Origin of the sequence: Bartonella sp. AP1QHHD (assembly GCF_042196265.1) — a bacterium.
GTDB lineage: Bacteria > Pseudomonadota > Alphaproteobacteria > Rhizobiales > Rhizobiaceae > Bartonella.
The window spans coordinates 42,125-59,479 of record NZ_JBHIPW010000016.1; the positions used below are offsets into that span (position 1 = coordinate 42,125).

Consider the following 17,355-nt stretch of genomic DNA (forward strand, 5'->3'; position numbering starts at 1 on the left):
TTCGGTAAAGAAATATGATTTATCGTTTCCACACCCATTTCATAGTGTTACTCGTGATAAGGCATAGAATTCATTGCGTATCAACATTTTTGCGTATTGGCATCTTTGCGTAGCGGTGTTTTTATATTTATGGAAATAAGCTAGCATTATCAAACACTTTGCTCATTTCCTATTTGCGATTGCTCTTGATATTTGAGAGAGCATCATAAGATACCTCCCTTTTTCAGGGGGGGACATTTAACCTCATTTTTGATAGAAGCGAATGGATTTATTTTATCGTAAAACACCATTGAAGAAGGCATGTAAATTTTACACATGAAGTGTTTTTTTATGGTCAATACATTGATTTATTCTGTGTTACCCATTCTTCAACAATACGCTTTTGTGCTACTTGTATTGTTGCTTGATTCTCAATCAAGCTGAAAGATGTACGCATGTGTTTCCACGTTTTGGCACAAAGCCAAGGTGAATATTGTAACGGTTCCATTTGCGATATTATTCTCCCTGTAATTAAAATCATGGGAGACTCTCTCATTAATAAGGATTTAAAAATGTTCCTCGATGGGGTTGAAATGAGAAAAATTCATCGTATTGAGGGTTTTATTACAATAGGTAAAATGATGATTGTATCTTTATAAATCAGTTTGTTGAAGATAAATTGAGATATGAGGCGGTAAAAAATAAACGTGTGTGTTGGGAAGAAGTTACACTATGGGATAGCTTTGTTGAAGAGCGCACTTACAATATCATGTTGAATGCTTATAGTGATGAGCTTTATTTGCACAGAAGAATGGCGCTGTTTTTTTTGCTATAGAGTTTTTTATTATAGACGATGAGATTGGTTTTTTTATTGGCACTTTGGTGATGAAATGAGTATTAAAAAGAATTTTTGTGAGAAAAATGTTGTGATAGGGGGGAGAGATTGAATCCTGCAATGAATTTTATAAGAGTGTTTAAAGATAAGGTGTAGACCTGTTGGTGCTCAAGAGGTCGTAGATTGGTTTAAAAGATGCATTCAAACGTGATAGAGGAAGAGATTGTATCTGTATTGGTTCCTCTTCCTGTTGCTCACGCTTATAGTTATAAAGTTCCCTCTTCTATGGAGGTGAACGTTGGTTCCTTTGTTCGGGTTCCGGTGATGGGGCGTGAGCTTTGCGGTTTTGTTGTGGATGTTGGAGAGAAGACAGCAGATGGGCAAAGGTCTGGTTTGGTGGCGCGTGAAAAATTACGCTCTCTGCTTCATGTTTTTGATTGCCCCCCATTAAAGGCAGAAATGATCACATTTTTGCGTTTTGTTAGTCGCTATACAATGGCGCCTTTTGGTCTTGTTGCACGATTGGTTTTGTCTGTACCGGCTGCTTTAGAGCCGGAAGCGCAGATGCTGGGTTTGCGATATTGTGGTGGAAATGTAGAACGTCTCACACCAGCGCGGTCACGGGTTTTGGAATTGGTGCGCAGTGAGAAGATATGGACACGTTCTGGTCTGGCACATGCGGCTGGAACTTCGGTTTCTGTTGTTGAAGGTTTAAAAGCGCTAGGAATTTTTGAAGATGTTAAGGTTCCTGCTCCTGATCTTGTGGGCATGCCTGATCCTGATTTTTGTTCCCCTCAGTTGCAGGGAGCGCAAAATGAAGCAGCAACAATGTTGCGGGAAGGTGTTTTATCTTCTCAGTTTCAAGTTTTTTTGCTTGATGGTGTTACGGGATCAGGAAAGACAGAGGTTTATTTTGAAGCGGTCGCTCAAGCCTTCAAAGGGGGCAAGCAGGTTTTAATTTTATTGCCGGAAATTGCTTTAACACAGCAGTTTTTAGATCGTTTTTATGCACGCTTTGGAGCTGCGGCAGCGGAATGGCATTCTGATTTGACGCCACGTCGTAGAGAGCGCGTTTGGCGGCAAGTTGCAGAAGGGCGGGTGCGTGTCGTTGCGGGGGCTCGTTCAGCGCTTTTTCTTCCCTTTCATGAGCTTGGCTTGATTGTTGTCGATGAAGAACATGATAGCGCTTATAAACAAGAAGAGCGCATTTTTTACCATGCGCGTGATATGGCTGTTGCACGGGGCTCTTTTGAGCGTTTTCCTGTTATCTTATCTTCAGCAACACCGTCGATTGAAAGCCAAGCCAATGTTTTAAGAGGGCGTTATCAAAAGGTACATTTACCTTCCCGTTTTAAAGAAGTAGCACTTCCACAGTTGCGGGTGGTTGATATGCGCCAAGGAGGGGTGCAAAAGGGGCGCTTTATTTCCTTTGCTCTTGAAAGGGCTTTAAAACAAACGCTTGATAAGGGCGAACAAGTTCTTCTTTTTCTTAATCGTCGTGGTTATGCACCTTTAACTTTATGCCGAATTTGCGGACATCGTTTTCATTGTACTGATTGTTCAAGTTGGTTGGTAGAACATCGTGCGCAAGGGCAACTGAAATGTCATCATTGTGGATATCATGAACCACTTCCTCAAGCCTGTCCTGAATGCGGGACATTAGATCATCTCGTAGCTTGTGGACCGGGTGTGGAAAGAATTGCAGAAGAAACACAAATGCTTTTTCCTCAAGCGCGATCATTGATCCTTTCAACGGATCTCAAAGGAGGGATTGGGCAGTTGCGAAGCGAATTACAAGCCATTGCCAATGGCGATGTGGACATTATTATTGGAACACAGTTGGTTGCTAAAGGACATCATTTTCCCAAGCTCTCTCTGGTTGGTGTTATTGATGCTGATCTTGGTCTTGCCAATGGCGATTTACGCGCAAGTGAACGTACCTATCAGCTGCTTTCTCAAGTTACCGGAAGAGCAGGGCGTGTGGGATTGAAAAGTTTAGGATTATTGCAAACTTATCAACCAGATCATCCGGTCATCAAAGCCTTACTTGCATGCCAGCCAGAAGATTTTTACACACGTGAGATTGCAGCACGTCAGCATTATCACTTGCCCCCCTATGGGCGGCTTGCCTCTTTGATTGTTTCTGCACAACAGCGCCAAGCAGCAGAACATTATGCGCGCGCATTGCGTCAGGCAGCGCCACGGGAAAAAAATATCTCGGTTATGGGACCAGCAGAAGCGCCTTTGGCTTTGGTTCGGGGGCGTTATCGTTTTCGGCTTTTGTTGCAGGGACAGCGTTCTTTTGATATACAAGGGTTTATACATGCAATGCTTAGCGGTACACCCAAAATGCCCAGTTCCGTTCGGGTTCAAATTGATATTGATCCGCAAAGTTTTTTCTAAAACCAGTATCGCATAAAGTAAAGATCTCTTTGCTTAAGGTGCTTTACTTGAACTCTTAGTATTATTCAGAATAAGCATCCAAGCAGCAAAATATGATATATGTACATTGCATTAAGTAGAGCCACGGGAAAAAATATCTTTGTGATAGAACCAGCAGAAGCGCCTCTCTTCTTCGAGGGCGCTATCATTTCGGCTTTTACTCCTTTTTTGTGTTAGGGACAGTATTCTTTTGATAGGCGGATTCTTTTTATAAGGGCTGAAAATGCTTAGCTGTACACCAAAAGTATCCAATTCTATTCGGGTTCAAATTAATATTGATCTATGCTTCTTCTAAAATCAGTGCAATATAGTGCCATATAAAGTGAAGCTACGCGGGCTTAATGAAGGGCGTGATTTTGATAAAAAAATTTGAAAAGAGAGAATTTGTCGATATTTGAAGCTTATCCGGTATGAAAAATGATATATTATCATTATAAATCAATGTTTTGTATATTTAAAGAGTGTGCTTACAAGAAAATATTACTTGGTGAAATTTTTTAAAAGGAGTGGGTATTTGAAGAAAAAAGATCAATGTTTTCTTTAATTTTTAGGAGGATATTCATTGTTTTTTTCTTTCTTATCAGTTTGAAATAATAGACTTTTTCAATCGCAGCTGCATCTCATTAAAGGTCTTGTGGTGATAAAGGGAGTGTTTTTTAGAGAAGAAGTGTTTTATTATGGTGGCAAGGGCATTTGAAGAAAAATCAAAGAGAGTGAAAAAATCGCTCAGAGTATGTCAAAAAGAGGCATAAAAAAACTGTGATGCCATCCTGTATATCTAAAAAAAATGCTTTTCAAAAATATTTTGAATATTTTATTAAAATTTTTAAAAAGCAGCGATTTGTGGTGTTGCGAGTCGGCTATGTCTATGCTAGAAACCAAGTGATTTTTGTTCTAGGTTTTAAGAAAAAGATTCTTAAGATTGAGAATGTCTGTTTCATTTCATCTGATAACTATCAGAGAGTCGCTCAAGGGAAAGAGGCGGTATTTCGTGTCGGATTCATTTTCTCTCATACCGCTGCCGTTGGTAGATCAACGCTATGCGCAAGCGCTTTTTGATTGCGTTCAAGAAGCTGGAAACGTTGAAAAGGTTGAAAAGGCAGTAGATGATCTTTTGCTCGTTTTGGAGCATAAGGATTTAAAACGCTTTGTGCTTAGTCCATTCTTTTCAGTTAAAGAGCAAATTAAGGTGATGCAATCTGTTTGTGCAAACATCAAATTTGCTGATAAAAACGCAGGGCAGGTCATTGGTAATTTTTTACGCGTTATTGCAACAAACCGTAGGCTTAGTGCCGTATTTGGTATTTTACGTGCTTTCCAGCATTGTGTTGCACGCGCTCGTAGGCAGGTTACTGCGCAAATTGTTTCTGCGCGCCCCTTAAGTTCTCAACAAAGACAAGAGTTGTGTGAGGCTTTGGAAGGTGTTGTTGGAGGAAAAGTCTTGCTGTACATCATTGTGGATCCAACAATTCTTGGTGGATTAATCGTTCGTGTGGGGTCGTCTCAAATTGATACGTCTCTTCTCACAAAATTGTCTTCACTTAAGCTTGCATTGAAAAAAGAGGTCAGCTGATGGATATTAGACCATCTGAAATTTCAAAAATTCTAAAAGAGCAAATCAAAAACTTTGACCAAAAGGCTGAGGTTTCAGAAATTGGTTGGGTTCTCTCTGTAGGGGATGGTATTGCTCGCGTTTATGGTTTGGATAATGTCCAAGCAGGGGAAATGGTCGCCTTTCCAAACGGTGTGCGTGGTATGGCACTCAATTTGGAAGTTGATAATGTTGGTGTGGTCATTTTTGGCTCAGATCGTGATATTCGTGAAGGTGATTGTGTAAAGCGGTTAGGCGCTATCGTCGATGTTCCTGTGGGCCCCGCTTTGCTGGGACGTGTGGTTGATGCGTTGGGAAACCCTATAGATGGGAAGGGTCCCATTAAAGCAACGGAGCGTCGTCGTGTTGATGTTAAGGCGCCAGGGATTATTCCGCGTCAGTCAGTGCATGAACCGATGTCGACCGGATTGAAAGCGATTGACGCACTTATTCCTATTGGACGGGGGCAGCGTGAATTGGTGATTGGTGATCGCCAAACAGGAAAAACAGCAATTTTGCTCGATACATTTTTAAATCAAAAACCTTTTCATGAAAAAGGGGCTGGACGAGAGCAAGACAAAGTTTATTGTATTTATGTGGCTATCGGTCAAAAACGTTCGACGGTGGCACAATTCGTTAAAGTTTTAGAAGAACGTGGAGCGCTGGAATATTCTATTATTGTTGCAGCGACCGCTTCTGATCCAGCACCACTGCAATTTATTGCACCTCTTGCTGGGTGTGCTATGGGTGAGTATTTCCGTGATAATGGGCAACATGCTTTGATTGGTTATGATGACTTGTCAAAACAGGCGGTGGCGTATCGTCAAATGTCTCTTTTATTGCGTCGTCCTCCAGGTCGTGAAGCTTATCCGGGAGATGTTTTCTATCTTCATTCGCGTCTTTTAGAGCGGGCTGCGAAGTTGAATGCGGAAAATGGATCTGGGTCATTGACAGCTTTGCCGGTTATTGAAACGCAAGCAAATGATGTTTCTGCCTATATTCCTACAAATGTGATTTCGATTACTGATGGGCAAATTTTTCTAGAGACTAATTTATTTTATCAAGGAATTCGTCCTGCTGTAAATGTTGGTCTTTCTGTGTCGCGTGTTGGTTCTGCCGCACAAATTAAAGCGATGAAGCAAGTTGCTGGCTCGATTAAAGGTGAATTGGCGCAATATCGTGAAATGGCAGCTTTTGCGCAGTTTGGCTCTGATTTGGATGCGTCAACCCAGCGTCTGTTAAATCGGGGTGCGCGCTTGACAGAGCTGTTGAAGCAGCCGCAATTTTCTCCACTCAAAACAGAAGAACAGGTGGTGGTTATTTTCGCGGGTGTGAATGGCTATCTTGATGCTTTGGCGGTTTCTGATGTTGCGCGGTTTGAGCAGGGACTTTTGGTGCTTTTGCGTAGTGATTATCAAGATCTCTTAAAGGCAATTGCTGAGCAAAAGCAAATAACAGATGAGCTGAAAGATAAGTTGATAACTGTTCTTAATACTTATGCGAAAAATTTCTCGTGATGAATTGATGGAATGCTTGAATGGCTTCACTAAAAGATCTTAGAGACCGTATCGCTTCGGTTAAAGCAACACAAAAGATTACCAAAGCTATGCAAATGGTTGCAGCGGCAAGGTTGCATCGTGCTCAAGAGGCAGCGCAGTCTGCACGCCCTTATGCGAAGAGAATGGCTGATATTTTGACCAGTGTTGCTGCTGATGTAGATGGTGTTGATGCGCCTACTCTTATGCGTGGTACGGGGCGCGATGATGTGCATCTTTTGGTGGTGTGTACTGCTGAGCGCGGTTTGTGTGGTGCTTTTAACGTGCAAATTGCTCGTCGTGCACGTGAACAGATTAAGGCATTGTTGGCAGCTGATAAAATAGTAAAAATTATCACTGTGGGTAAAAAAGGCGCGGATATTTTATCGCGTGATTACAAAGGCTTGATAATTGATCATATCGATTTGCATGCTGTAAAGCGAATTGGTTTTGCAGAGGCAGTGATGATTAGTCAACGGATTGTTGATTTATTCAATGAAGGTGCTTTTGATGTTTGTACGCTGTTTTATTCTGAATTTGTTTCCGTAATTAATCAGCGTCCAACAGCTTTGGATTTGATTCCAATGGTTGCTCCAAAAGCAGCTGTTGGGGCAATAGATATTGTGGAGCAAACCGATCATAACAAAGGTTCACAATCGATTGTTTATGAATATGAACCTGATGCTGCGTCTCTTTTAGAGGCTCTTGTACCACGTAATCTTTCGGTGCAAATCTTTCGGGCTTTGCTAGAAAATGTTGCTGGTGAAATGGGCGCCAAGATGACAGCTATGGATAATGCATCGCGCAATGCGGGTGAAATGATTAGTAAATTGACGGTGGCTTATAATCGTCAACGTCAAGCACAGATTACGACAGAATTGATCGAAATTATTGCGGGCGCTGAAGCGCTTTAAATGGAGAAGGTAAGGATTGATGGTAAAAGCAGTAACCTCAAGCAAAGGAACAGAAAAAGGTGAAAAAAAGAAACCAGCTGCTCGTTCCGGCGTGAAAAAAGCCGCTTCGAAATCTCAAGTGGATGTAAAGGCTTCCTCTGTACCTGCGCGTGATGCAGCTAAAGATACACCTGTAAAAAAAGATACATCCGCAAAAAAAGAAGAGCATGCAAAAGGCGCTGTTGGTGAAATCAAGCAGATTATTGGTGCTGTCGTTGATGTGCAATTTGAAGGTGAATTGCCAAATATTCTCAACGCTTTGGAAACAGAGAATTTAGGCAATCGCTTGGTATTAGAAGTTGCGCAGCATTTGGGTGAAAATACCGTGCGTACGATTGCTATGGATACGACTGATGGTTTGATGCGGGGCCAAAAGGTTGTGGATACAGGCACACAAATTAGCGTTCCTGTAGGAGAAGCAACGTTGGGACGTATTATGAATGTGATTGGGGAACCGGTGGATAATGTGGGACCAATCGCTTCAACCAAAACACGTTCTATTCACCAAGAGGCACCTGAATATGTTGAGCAATCGACTGTTTCGGAAATTCTCGTAACCGGTATTAAAGTCGTGGATTTGTTAGCCCCTTATTCTAAAGGGGGTAAAATTGGCTTGTTTGGTGGTGCTGGTGTTGGAAAAACCGTTCTCATTATGGAGCTTATAAACAATATTGCAAAGGCACATGGTGGCTATTCTGTATTTGCTGGTGTGGGAGAACGTACACGTGAAGGAAATGATCTTTATTATGAAATGATCGAAAGCCGCGTGAATGTGAATCCAAAAGAGAATAATGGTTCAACGGAAGGGTCAAAGTGTGCCCTTGTTTACGGGCAAATGAATGAACCACCAGGAGCGCGTGCGCGTGTGGCTCTTTCAGGATTGACAATTGCGGAAAGTTTCCGTGATGAAGGACAAGATGTTCTCTTCTTTGTGGATAATATTTTCCGTTTCACGCAAGCAGGAGCTGAGGTATCTGCTCTTTTAGGGCGTATTCCTTCTGCTGTTGGGTATCAGCCTACCTTGGCAACGGATATGGGGGCGTTGCAAGAACGTATTACCAGTACAAAAACAGGCTCTATTACTTCCGTTCAGGCAATTTATGTTCCGGCAGATGACTTGACGGATCCGGCGCCGGCAGCGTCTTTTGCTCATTTGGATGCAACAACTGTTCTTTCGCGCTCTATTGCGGAAAAGGGGATTTATCCAGCGGTTGATCCGCTTGATTCTTTCTCGCGTATGTTGGATCCATTGATTGTGGGGGAAGAGCATTACACTGTTGCTTGTCAAGTGCAAACCATTTTACAACGTTATAGAGCGCTTCAGGATATTATTGCTATTCTTGGAATGGATGAACTTTCTGAAGATGACAAATTGCTGGTGGGGCGGGCGCGTAAAATTGAACGTTTCCTTTCGCAACCTTTCCATGTTGCGGAAGCCTTTACTGGTTCGCCGGGGAAACTCGTTCCTTTGGAAGAGACAATCAAAGGCTTTAAGGGGCTTTGTGCTGGCGATTACGATGATTTGCCAGAAGCTGCTTTTTATATGGTTGGTTCGATTGATGAAGCACTTGAAAAAGGAAAGCGTCTCATGGCAGAGGCTTCTTAGTAAGAAGTTTCTTATTCAAGAGAAAACTGTCATGGGTATTTTTCGTTAAAAAGGACGAGTCGTTGGAGAAAACGGAGAGTCCTTATATCGGGTATTGTGGAGACTTTTGTGGAAAACAATAGAGAAGAGCATTTTTTATTTGAGCTTGTATCGCCTGAAAAAATTGTGTTTTCAGAGCAGGTAGTGTCTGTTGTTCTTCCTTCAGCCTCAGGTTATTTGACAGTTATGGCGCATCATGCGCCATTGGTGGCAAGTATTGTGTTGGGCAGTGTTCGTGTTCGCACCTCTTTGGGTGAAAAATTATTTGTTGTATGCGGGGGCGTTGCAAATATTACCTTTTCAGGTTGCTCTTTATTGGTAGAGCACGTTGTGGCTGTAGAGAATCTTTCTTTTGATGTATTAGAACAGCAGATTTTGCAGATTCAAGCGACGTTAGAAGGAGGGACAAGTGATGAGGACAATCATAAAATAGAGGCTTTTTTCCAGCAGTTGTCAGCTGATGGTGCTGTGTTGATAGAAGCGTAGCAGAGTATACAGGAAAAGATGACATGAGCGGAAAAAAGAGTACGGTTGTGTCTGCTAAAAGGAGTGCAAAACCTTTTCCTCATCCTGGTCGTGTCTTTGCGGGACCTTTGCCAAAGTGCTTTGTTTATATTTTTGCTTCTCTTATTTTGCAATGGGCTTATGGTTTAGGGGCTAATATTGTTCAGTCTAACATTGTCCATCTTACGGGTGATTTTCATGCAACTTTGGCCGAGACGACATGGCTGGTAGCGGCTTATATGGCGCCAAATGTGAGTGTAGCGATTATGTTGATCAAAATCCGCTATCAATTTGGGCTGCGCGCTTTTGCTGAACTGTCAATCCTTGGCTTTGTTTTGGTTTGTGTGTTGCAGCTCTTTGTTACGGATTTGCGTTCTGCGCTAATTATTCGCTTTTTTGCTGGGATTGCTGCTGCGCCTTTGGCTTCGCTTGCGCTGCTTTATATGATGGAGGCTTTTGCTCCAGCAAAGAAGTTTACTGTTGCTCTGAGTTTGAATTATATGAATGCAGCTTTAGCAGCACCTTTATCACGTTTGATTTCTCCTGATTTGCTGGAAAATGGTGGTTTTTCCAGCCTTTCCGCTCTGGAAATGGGGTTGGTTCTTATCAGCTTGGTCTGTATCTATACTTTACCTCTTACTCCTGTTGTGCGTAGTAAGGTTATTCAAAAATTAGATTGGATAAGCTATGGTTTGATTGCTCTTGGTCTTGGATTAAATGCTGTGATCATGTCTGTTGGTATATTGTATTGGTGGTATGAAGCGCCATGGATTGGTTGGGGGCTCGCACTTGCTATTTTCTCTTTGGCTGTTGCTATTATTATTGAGCTTAATAGAGAAAAACCGTTGATTGATCTCCGTTGGATTTTCAGTAAAGAAATGATACAATCTGTTTTTATTTTATTGATTTTTCATGTTTTTTTGTTGGAGCGATCCAATTTGCCCGTCGGTTTTTTTAATCTTTTTGGTTTGCTCAATCGTGAAATGGCGCCCATGTATCTTGCGGTGACATTAGGGATTCTGTTAGGGGGGGCTGTTTGTGTCTTTTTTTTACGGGCGGGGCGTGAAGATTATTTTTATTTGTTATCTTTGGGTTGTTTGGCACTTGGCGCTTATTTAGATAGTCGTGTCAATCATTTAACGCGTCCGAAAGATATGATGTTGAGCCAAGGATTGGTGAGTTTTAGTTATGCACTTTTTTTGCCTCCTGCTCTTTTCAAAGGGTTTGTGATTGCTGGTGAGCGAGGGCCGCGTTATGTTTTGAGTTTTATTGCTGTTTTTTTGCTAACGCAAGTGACAGGGGGATTGATGGGATCGGCTTTTTTTGGCACTCTACAGTTTTATTTTGCTCATAAGAACTTTGAGTCTTTAACACAAAATATTGTTGTGACGGATCCGCTTATTTCTGGTGAGATAAATACTTTATTTTCGCCTTCTTATGGTGCTTCTGTTCCCCATGGCTTTGGAAGTGAGCAGGCGACTTCTCTGTTGATAGAGAAATTTAAGTTAACAGCAAATATTTTTGCTTATGATGACGTTTTTCGGCTTTATTTTTATATTTCAATGGCTGTATTCGTTGTTTTTCTTGTTACAATGGTTGTTAAGTCATGCTCTTTGCGTGCGTTAGAAAAGTAGAGTGATGTTATAGAAGAGGGGTGCAAAAAATGATAAAAGCATTACGGTCAAAAGCTACGATTGTTGCATTCCTATCGGGCATTACGGGTGTTTTGCTAATTTTGTGGGCTTGGAGACTTCCTCCTTTTGTAAATAACATTCAAATAACGGATAATGCTTCCATTAAGGGTAATGTTACTCTGGTGAGTTCACAGATCTCTGGGGTGATTGCACGGATTTATGTGCAAGATTATCAACGTGTTGAAAAAGGAATGCTGCTCTTTGAGCTTGATGATTCTCTTTTTCGTCAGCAGCTTGCACGGGCACAGGCTGTTCTCGATTCAAAAAATGCAAAACTGGCAAGTATTGAATTGCAAGCTCAGATTTTACAGGGAGAAGTTAATGCTGCAGAAGCGGAATTAGCGCGTTCACGAGCATTCTCTAATGTTGTTTCTGATAGTAAAAAGTTAGGCTTTGGTGATGCGGCAGTTTCTGTTTCTCGCCCTCTTTCACAACTCTTGGCAGCCCTAGAAACAAAACGACAATTGCAAAAACAATTAAATCTTGAACGGCAAAGTTTACAGTCAGAAGTTTCGGGAGCGAAGGTGAGTGTTGAGTTGGCAAAACTTAATCTCGATCATACAAAGATTTTATCTCCTAGAACAGGCTATGTTGGATTGGTTGGCGCTAGGGTAGGGCAATATGTTATGCCAGGGACACAATTGGTCTCTGTTATTTCTGATGATATTTGGATTATTGCTAATTATAAGGAAACGCAACTTTCTCAGATGCGTGTGGGACAACCGGTTGTTTTTTCTGTTGATGCATTGAACAACAAAAAGTTAACAGGGCGTGTGGTTCGTTTTGCACCTGCTACAGGCTCAGAATTTTCATTGTTAAAAACGGATACGACAATTGGTAATTTTATCAAAATTGCGCAACGTATTTCAGTACGGATTGCTTTAGATCCTGGGCAGGAAGGGATTGAAAAACTCATTCCTGGCATGTCCGTGGTTACCTATGTAGATACTTCGCAGCGAGTCGATTCTGGAGGATGAAATTTTGGGTTTTTTCAGTTTAATTTTTGCGTCATTTACTTATAGCAAGTGGTTGTTTACGTTGGAAGATTTCGTTTGGTTTGCTATACTACATGTTTTAAAGCTCTTAGGCTTCTTATACTTTTATGTCATGATGTAAAATAATGTTCCTTAGAATATTAAAGCGCATGCATCTTTACTCACTTCCATTTCTTTTGAACTAACTCAGTAGGGGGATGGAGTATTGGAAGCTTTGCCTGTGGTTTTGCACAACACTGTCCTTTGAGGTGTGGTGTCACCGCATGTTTGGAAGATGGGGGTAGGGGATGCCAGATAAAAAACTGGATTATAGACTGCTCGGATGGGTGGGAAACTTATCCTGTTGGGAGAGGGCATAAAGTTAGGAGGAAGACGTAAAGTTTATATTTTGTAAACCATAAAAAATGCCCGCTTTGAGTCGGGCATTAAAAGGGAAGGTTATTGGTTGTGTTATTAATTTTTACGGATCAGCAAGAAGCTTACTAAAACGACTCCTGCTGCTAATGCGAGGGTTTTTTTAGGATTTTCTTTCGCTTTTTTCTTTAATTCTGTAGCATGTTCGTTGAGGTGATAAAGTGCGTGACGGCCTTTTTGTTTCCATGTGTTAAACAGCTCAGAAATGTTTTCAAAGCTATCATTTTGAAAACTCCAATGATTTACGGGGACCAGCTCTCTTTTTAATTGTGCTATACGTTTTTTAATTTTAGCATTTTTTCTATGGGGTGAAAATAGACACATTTATTGACTCCTTCATGTGTTAAATTGTTGTGTGACAGTTGGAATTGTGTTTGGGGTTTTGCTATAACGGCTTGAAAATTGAAAGGTTGCATTGATAATGCCGTGCGTGGGTGAGATGAGAGTTAAGAGTTTGGGTTTAATGAGGCATTTCTTAATGTACTCGAGTTCATTTCGTGATGGTGTTTGTTAAGGATGTAAGGTAAAAATTTTTACAAAATGGTGTAAGATTCATTCATAAAAATGGTGGGCGATGTCTTCATTTTTTTGTTTGTTTAAAGTGTTGGGATAGCTTTTGGCACTTGAAATAGTTTATAAGGAGTTTTTATCTACCTATTCTCTTGTGGCTGTAGGGAGTGGTATTGATTGATTCAATTAAGAAGATTTAAAATGAGGAAATCTTATGATATTTGGGTTTTCCATTCAAATTTGTAAAAAATAGATTATTATAAATCAATATATTGGATTAATTTGGCGATGTCTTTCATGCATTTTTAAAAATGGCGCTTTGATGGGTGTTATTTGTTGTGTTGTAAAACACTGTTTTGTGATGACATTGATGTCAGGTATCGGCATGCAACTTAAAAATACAGTATTGTCTCTGTTTTGTTTCAGTTTCTTTTTGAAGCAACCAAGTGTAGAAGTATAAACTTGAACAGAAGTAGTAGAACTTATCCGGTACGTCTATAGAATGAATACACCTATGAGTTGTATTGCATCAGTGTTAGTAGGTCGAACCTTTTGAGAGCAATCTGTTAAGATTGGTGGGCGGTGTAATTTTCGTCCTTTGAAGCGCGGAGGAAATCAATGTAAATAATGATTGATAGCGCAGGTTTTAAAAATTTGAGGACTTGATGAGTACGACCTATTTTTTATCTAAACCACTTGAGCGTCGTCGATCTGTTGGTGTTGCTGTTGGTGATGTGATCATTGGGGGGCAGAGCCCGATAGTTGTACAGTCGATGACCAATACAGATACCGCTGATGTTGATGCAACTGTTTCTCAAGTAGCTGCTCTTTGGCAAGCTGGCTCACAATTGGTTCGAATTACTGTTGATCGCGATGAAGCGGCGGCGGCTGTACCAAAAATACGGGAGCGATTGGAGAGGTTAGGATTTTTTGTACCATTGGTTGGGGATTTTCATTATATTGGTCATAAGCTTTTATCTGAGCATCCTGCGTGTGCTGAAGCGCTTGCAAAATATCGCATCAATCCTGGAAATGTTGGTTTTGGCGCAAAAAAAGATCGTCAATTTGCAGAAATTATTGAGATTGCTTGTCGGTATCATAAACCTATTCGCATTGGCGTGAATTGGGGCTCTCTTGATAATGCGTTGTTAACACGGCTTATGAATGAAAATGCACAGCAAGAAAATCCTTTATCGGTTGCTGAAGTGATGCGGGAAACTGTTGTGCAGTCGGCTTTGCTTTCGGCTACTTTAGCAGAAGAGTTAGGGTTGGGGCGTGATAAAATTATTCTTTCTGCTAAAGTGAGTGATGTCCAAGATCTTATTGCTGTTTATACCACCTTGGCGGCGCGTTGTGATTATGCTCTTCATTTGGGATTAACGGAAGCTGGGATGGGAACAAAGGGCATTGTTGCTTCTTCGGTGGCTTTGGGTATTTTATTACAGCAAGGGATTGGCGATACGATACGAATTTCCTTAACACCAAAACCTGGTGGTGATCGGACACGAGAAGTAAAGGTGGGGCAAGAACTTTTGCAAGTGATGGGGTTTCGGCAATTTTTGCCTGTTGTTGCGGCTTGTCCTGGTTGTGGGCGCACAACCTCAACGGTCTTTCAACAATTGGCGCAAAAAATTGAAGCAGATTTATACAAAAATATGCCTGTTTGGCGTAAAAAATACCCTGGCGTTGAAAGTTTGAAGGTTGCTGTGATGGGATGTATCGTCAATGGACCGGGGGAATCAAAGCATGCGGATATTGGAATATCTTTGCCTGGAGTGGGGGAAAGTCCTGCGGCACCTGTTTTTATTGAGGGACAAAAGGTAAAAACTTTGCGGGGTGATCACATTGCTGAAGAATTTGAAGCACTTTTGAGTGATTATATTCATACACGCTTTGGGCAAGGTTGAGGTAAAAATCGCATAAGGTTGAAGTAAAAATGGTGTGTCGTTTTTTTAACAAGCTGTCTTCAATGTGAAGATGGCGCTGTTGTATGCTGCTGCTTTAGCTATGGTCAATACTGTTGTTGGTTGCTTATTATTTTAGGTAAAACCAGATGATATGCCTGTTTTAGAATCAGAAGCTTATGAAAGATATTAATGAGTTTGAGTGTGTTAAGACTATTAAGCAAAACGATATGAATACTTTAATAGATCCGTAAATGTTGTTGCTGGTTTTTTGGCTGCTCTTGAGACAGTAAAATATTTAACGGATTCTTCAAATATCAAATTATAGAAAGAACATTGTTTATTGATTTTTCAGGCATTTTCCCAGCATTTTTTGGGGTATCAAATTGATAGGATTGGAAATCCTTATAGCGATTATAGTCCTATTTGTCGTAAAATGTAAGCTTTTATATTGATATAAAATGATGTATACGGGTGCCTTTTTTGGCGTTATTGGGGGAGTGCATGACAAGTATATTAGCGTTTGGCTTTTTATTTAACGGTATAAGGATTTTAACCGGCGCCTTTATTGTCTTTTATATGCTTGAAAAAGGCTTAACGCTTATTGATATTGGGATCATTAAGTCATTTCAGGCTTTTATTATGATGGTTACCGATATTCCTTTGGGATATTTTTCCGATCGAAAAAGTTATAAAATATCGATCGTTTTGGCAGCGGCTTTTGCTGCCACATGGCTCTTTCTCATGGGATTTTCTACAAGCTTTTATGGTTTTCTTTTGGCAGAAACTTTTAATGCCTTATCGCTGACATTAATTGCTGGAGCCTATAATGCTTTACTTGTTCAATATGCAAAAGCAAAATTGACATCCACTAAAAAGGTGCTGGGATCGAGTTCTCAATATAATTACATCGGCATGTTTATATTCAGTTTAATCGGCGCATATTTTGCTGATTATTCTAGCCAATATATATGGTATATCGCGGCGTTTTTAATGTTTATGACGACACTATTTGGTTTGTTTTTTCTTGATGACTTGAAGGGGGAGAAAAAACCAAATAAAGCGAATTCTCTCATTTGTGAAGCTAAGGAGATGTTGTCTATTTTTATTAAAGTTCCTTATATCTCTTTATGCTTTTATTTTTCATTGATCTTTTTCAATATATTCTCGCAGTATTGGCAGTGGATATTTAAAGATCATAATATTAATGTCACTTATTTTGATCTTGGTGTGACATTTTCACTTATATTGTTTTCTCAGCTTTTGGCTAGTTTTCTCTTTACAAAACTAAGTGAAAGAGTGAATTTTATTTTACTGTTGTTTCTTTCGGCTTCACTGATTTTTACCGTTGCTTTCTTTGAACCAAGAAAAGAAATGGCTGTCATTTTAGTCTGTATGATTTTTTATCTCATTAAGTATACATATCTTCGTGTAGAAGTTGTTTTGCATGATAGTATTAGTGATCATTTCAGGGCTACATATGAATCTTTCTTGTCAACCGTTGGGAGATTTAGCTTATTGGTATTTTTTTACATGAGTGCGTATATGGTCAATATATTTGGCTTTTTCTCACTCGTTTATATTTTTGCTATTTATTTATTGATTTACTTGTTGGCAGTACTTTTTTTAGAAGGAACTCTCAAAAAAGTTCAGTGAAAATATTAACTTATTACGATACGTGTTTTATAGGGTTTCATAGTGGGGCAAGGCTTTGATTTATTAAGGCGCATCGTTGTTTTTGCATGTTGAATGAGAAAGCTGAATAGTGTCAGTTATTCTTATTTAAAATCTATGTATGTTGAAGCAATCAAAGTCATCTGCTTGTACGTTATAAGTGGGCTTGGCATAATAATCATTAAAATGGCATAACAATCATTACAAAAGAAATAAAAATGCTGCTCATGAATATTACACAAAGGGTTGCTGACAAGATTGGACGCTGATAAAGAACATGATTGTGCCGGATTATATACTTATTAAGGAATGGTGATGGAGCAGTTTTCTCATTTTCATTGGTTCCTTACTGGTAACACTTTATCTCATTAGAGCTAATTTAAGCAGTCGGACAATTTATAGCCTGTTCAAATAGGCTTTCCTCATGACTGATTTTATTGTTGATATATTTAACGCGTTTTATTGCTGTTTTCTTTAAAATATCAATTATCTTGTTGAGATAATTTTTTACGTTGTACATTCTCATTTTTGAGTATTTTCTCTTTGATTGTGGCGTTAGCTCTGTATTTTCTGATGTTAGAAAATTTCTGATCCAGATAATAAACTTATCTATGGAAACTTTGAATGACATCCCCCTCTTTGAGAGGGAATAAAACCAAGTACAGAAATATTGTTGAGTA

The 17,355-nt window shown here is 40.1% G+C and carries 12 protein-coding genes; 10 read left to right on the plus strand and 2 right to left on the minus strand.

From position 1 onward, the window contains the following. Window positions 1-334: 334 nt before the first annotated feature. Window positions 335-487: a hypothetical protein gene (locus tag ACFIME_RS02260; protein ID WP_375683249.1), complete on the minus strand. Its 153-nt coding sequence runs from the start codon at window positions 485-487 to the stop codon at window positions 335-337. Window positions 488-1,009: 522 nt separating this feature from the next. Between ACFIME_RS02260 and ACFIME_RS02265 the strand changes: the two genes are divergently transcribed. The 8 genes from ACFIME_RS02265 (at window position 1,010) to ACFIME_RS02300 (ending at window position 12,155) form a co-directional block, all read left to right on the plus strand. After that, window positions 1,010-3,217: a primosomal protein N' gene (locus tag ACFIME_RS02265; protein ID WP_375633459.1), complete on the plus strand. Its 2,208-nt coding sequence runs from the start codon at window positions 1,010-1,012 to the stop codon at window positions 3,215-3,217. 1,030 nt (window positions 3,218-4,247) lie between these two features. Next, window positions 4,248-4,829, plus strand: coding sequence for an ATP synthase F1 subunit delta (gene atpH, locus ACFIME_RS02270; protein WP_375684421.1), 582 nt, complete (start codon window positions 4,248-4,250; stop codon window positions 4,827-4,829). After that, entirely contained in the window at window positions 4,829-6,364 is a 1,536-nt protein-coding gene (atpA, locus tag ACFIME_RS02275) for a F0F1 ATP synthase subunit alpha (protein ID WP_026500438.1), read from the plus strand. Before atpH ends, atpA begins: the two co-directional genes overlap by 1 nt. A 20-nt stretch (window positions 6,365-6,384) precedes the next feature. Beyond that, entirely contained in the window at window positions 6,385-7,296 is a 912-nt protein-coding gene (locus ACFIME_RS02280) for a F0F1 ATP synthase subunit gamma (RefSeq protein WP_375628700.1), read from the plus strand. A gap of 19 nt (window positions 7,297-7,315) precedes the next feature. Further along, window positions 7,316-8,941 carry a F0F1 ATP synthase subunit beta gene (atpD, locus tag ACFIME_RS02285; RefSeq protein ID WP_375638258.1) on the plus strand — a complete coding sequence of 542 codons (1,626 nt, stop codon included), beginning with the start codon at window positions 7,316-7,318 and terminating at the stop codon, window positions 8,939-8,941. A gap of 108 nt (window positions 8,942-9,049) precedes the next feature. Further along, on the plus strand, window positions 9,050-9,466 hold the full coding sequence (gene atpC / locus ACFIME_RS02290; protein ID WP_375655049.1) for an ATP synthase F1 subunit epsilon: 417 nt from the start codon (window positions 9,050-9,052) through the stop codon (window positions 9,464-9,466). A 23-nt stretch (window positions 9,467-9,489) separates the two neighbouring features. Continuing rightward, window positions 9,490-11,118, plus strand: a complete 1,629-nt coding sequence (locus ACFIME_RS02295) for an MFS transporter (protein WP_375684422.1) — start codon at window positions 9,490-9,492, stop codon at window positions 11,116-11,118. 29 nt (window positions 11,119-11,147) lie between these two features. Continuing rightward, complete coding sequence (locus tag ACFIME_RS02300) at window positions 11,148-12,155, plus strand: HlyD family secretion protein (RefSeq protein WP_375617840.1); 1,008 nt, start codon at window positions 11,148-11,150, stop codon at window positions 12,153-12,155. 471 nt (window positions 12,156-12,626) lie between these two features. On the opposite strand, the gene ACFIME_RS02305 is transcribed toward ACFIME_RS02300, so the two are convergent. Further along, window positions 12,627-12,911, minus strand: coding sequence for a hypothetical protein (locus tag ACFIME_RS02305; RefSeq protein ID WP_375611728.1), 285 nt, complete (start codon window positions 12,909-12,911; stop codon window positions 12,627-12,629). A gap of 851 nt (window positions 12,912-13,762) precedes the next feature. On the opposite strand from ACFIME_RS02305, the gene ispG reads away from it, so the two are divergent. Together ispG and ACFIME_RS02315 are read left to right on the plus strand one after the other, a co-directional pair. Continuing rightward, entirely contained in the window at window positions 13,763-15,004 is a 1,242-nt protein-coding gene (gene ispG / locus ACFIME_RS02310; RefSeq protein WP_375633454.1) for a flavodoxin-dependent (E)-4-hydroxy-3-methylbut-2-enyl-diphosphate synthase, read from the plus strand. 501 nt (window positions 15,005-15,505) lie between these two features. Continuing rightward, window positions 15,506-16,657: an MFS transporter gene (locus tag ACFIME_RS02315; protein WP_375662188.1), complete on the plus strand. Its 1,152-nt coding sequence runs from the start codon at window positions 15,506-15,508 to the stop codon at window positions 16,655-16,657. Window positions 16,658-17,355 lie beyond the last annotated feature (698 nt).

Excerpts from the sequence above, each read along its gene's own strand:
- ACFIME_RS02295 (WP_375684422.1), top strand. The coding sequence starts at position 9,490 with ATGAGCGGAAAAAAGAGTACGGTTGTGTCTGCTAAAAGGAGTGCAAAA.
- ACFIME_RS02305 (WP_375611728.1), bottom strand. The coding sequence starts at position 12,911 with ATGTGTCTATTTTCACCCCATAGAAAAAATGCTAAAATTAAAAAACGT.
- ACFIME_RS02300 (WP_375617840.1), top strand. The coding sequence starts at position 11,148 with ATGATAAAAGCATTACGGTCAAAAGCTACGATTGTTGCATTCCTATCG.
- ispG (WP_375633454.1), top strand. The coding sequence starts at position 13,763 with ATGAGTACGACCTATTTTTTATCTAAACCACTTGAGCGTCGTCGATCT.
- atpA (WP_026500438.1), top strand. The coding sequence starts at position 4,829 with ATGGATATTAGACCATCTGAAATTTCAAAAATTCTAAAAGAGCAAATC.
- ACFIME_RS02260 (WP_375683249.1), bottom strand. The coding sequence starts at position 487 with ATGGAACCGTTACAATATTCACCTTGGCTTTGTGCCAAAACGTGGAAA.
- atpD (WP_375638258.1), top strand. The coding sequence starts at position 7,316 with ATGGTAAAAGCAGTAACCTCAAGCAAAGGAACAGAAAAAGGTGAAAAA.
- ACFIME_RS02280 (WP_375628700.1), top strand. The coding sequence starts at position 6,385 with ATGGCTTCACTAAAAGATCTTAGAGACCGTATCGCTTCGGTTAAAGCA.
- ACFIME_RS02265 (WP_375633459.1), top strand. The coding sequence starts at position 1,010 with ATGCATTCAAACGTGATAGAGGAAGAGATTGTATCTGTATTGGTTCCT.
- ACFIME_RS02315 (WP_375662188.1), top strand. The coding sequence starts at position 15,506 with ATGACAAGTATATTAGCGTTTGGCTTTTTATTTAACGGTATAAGGATT.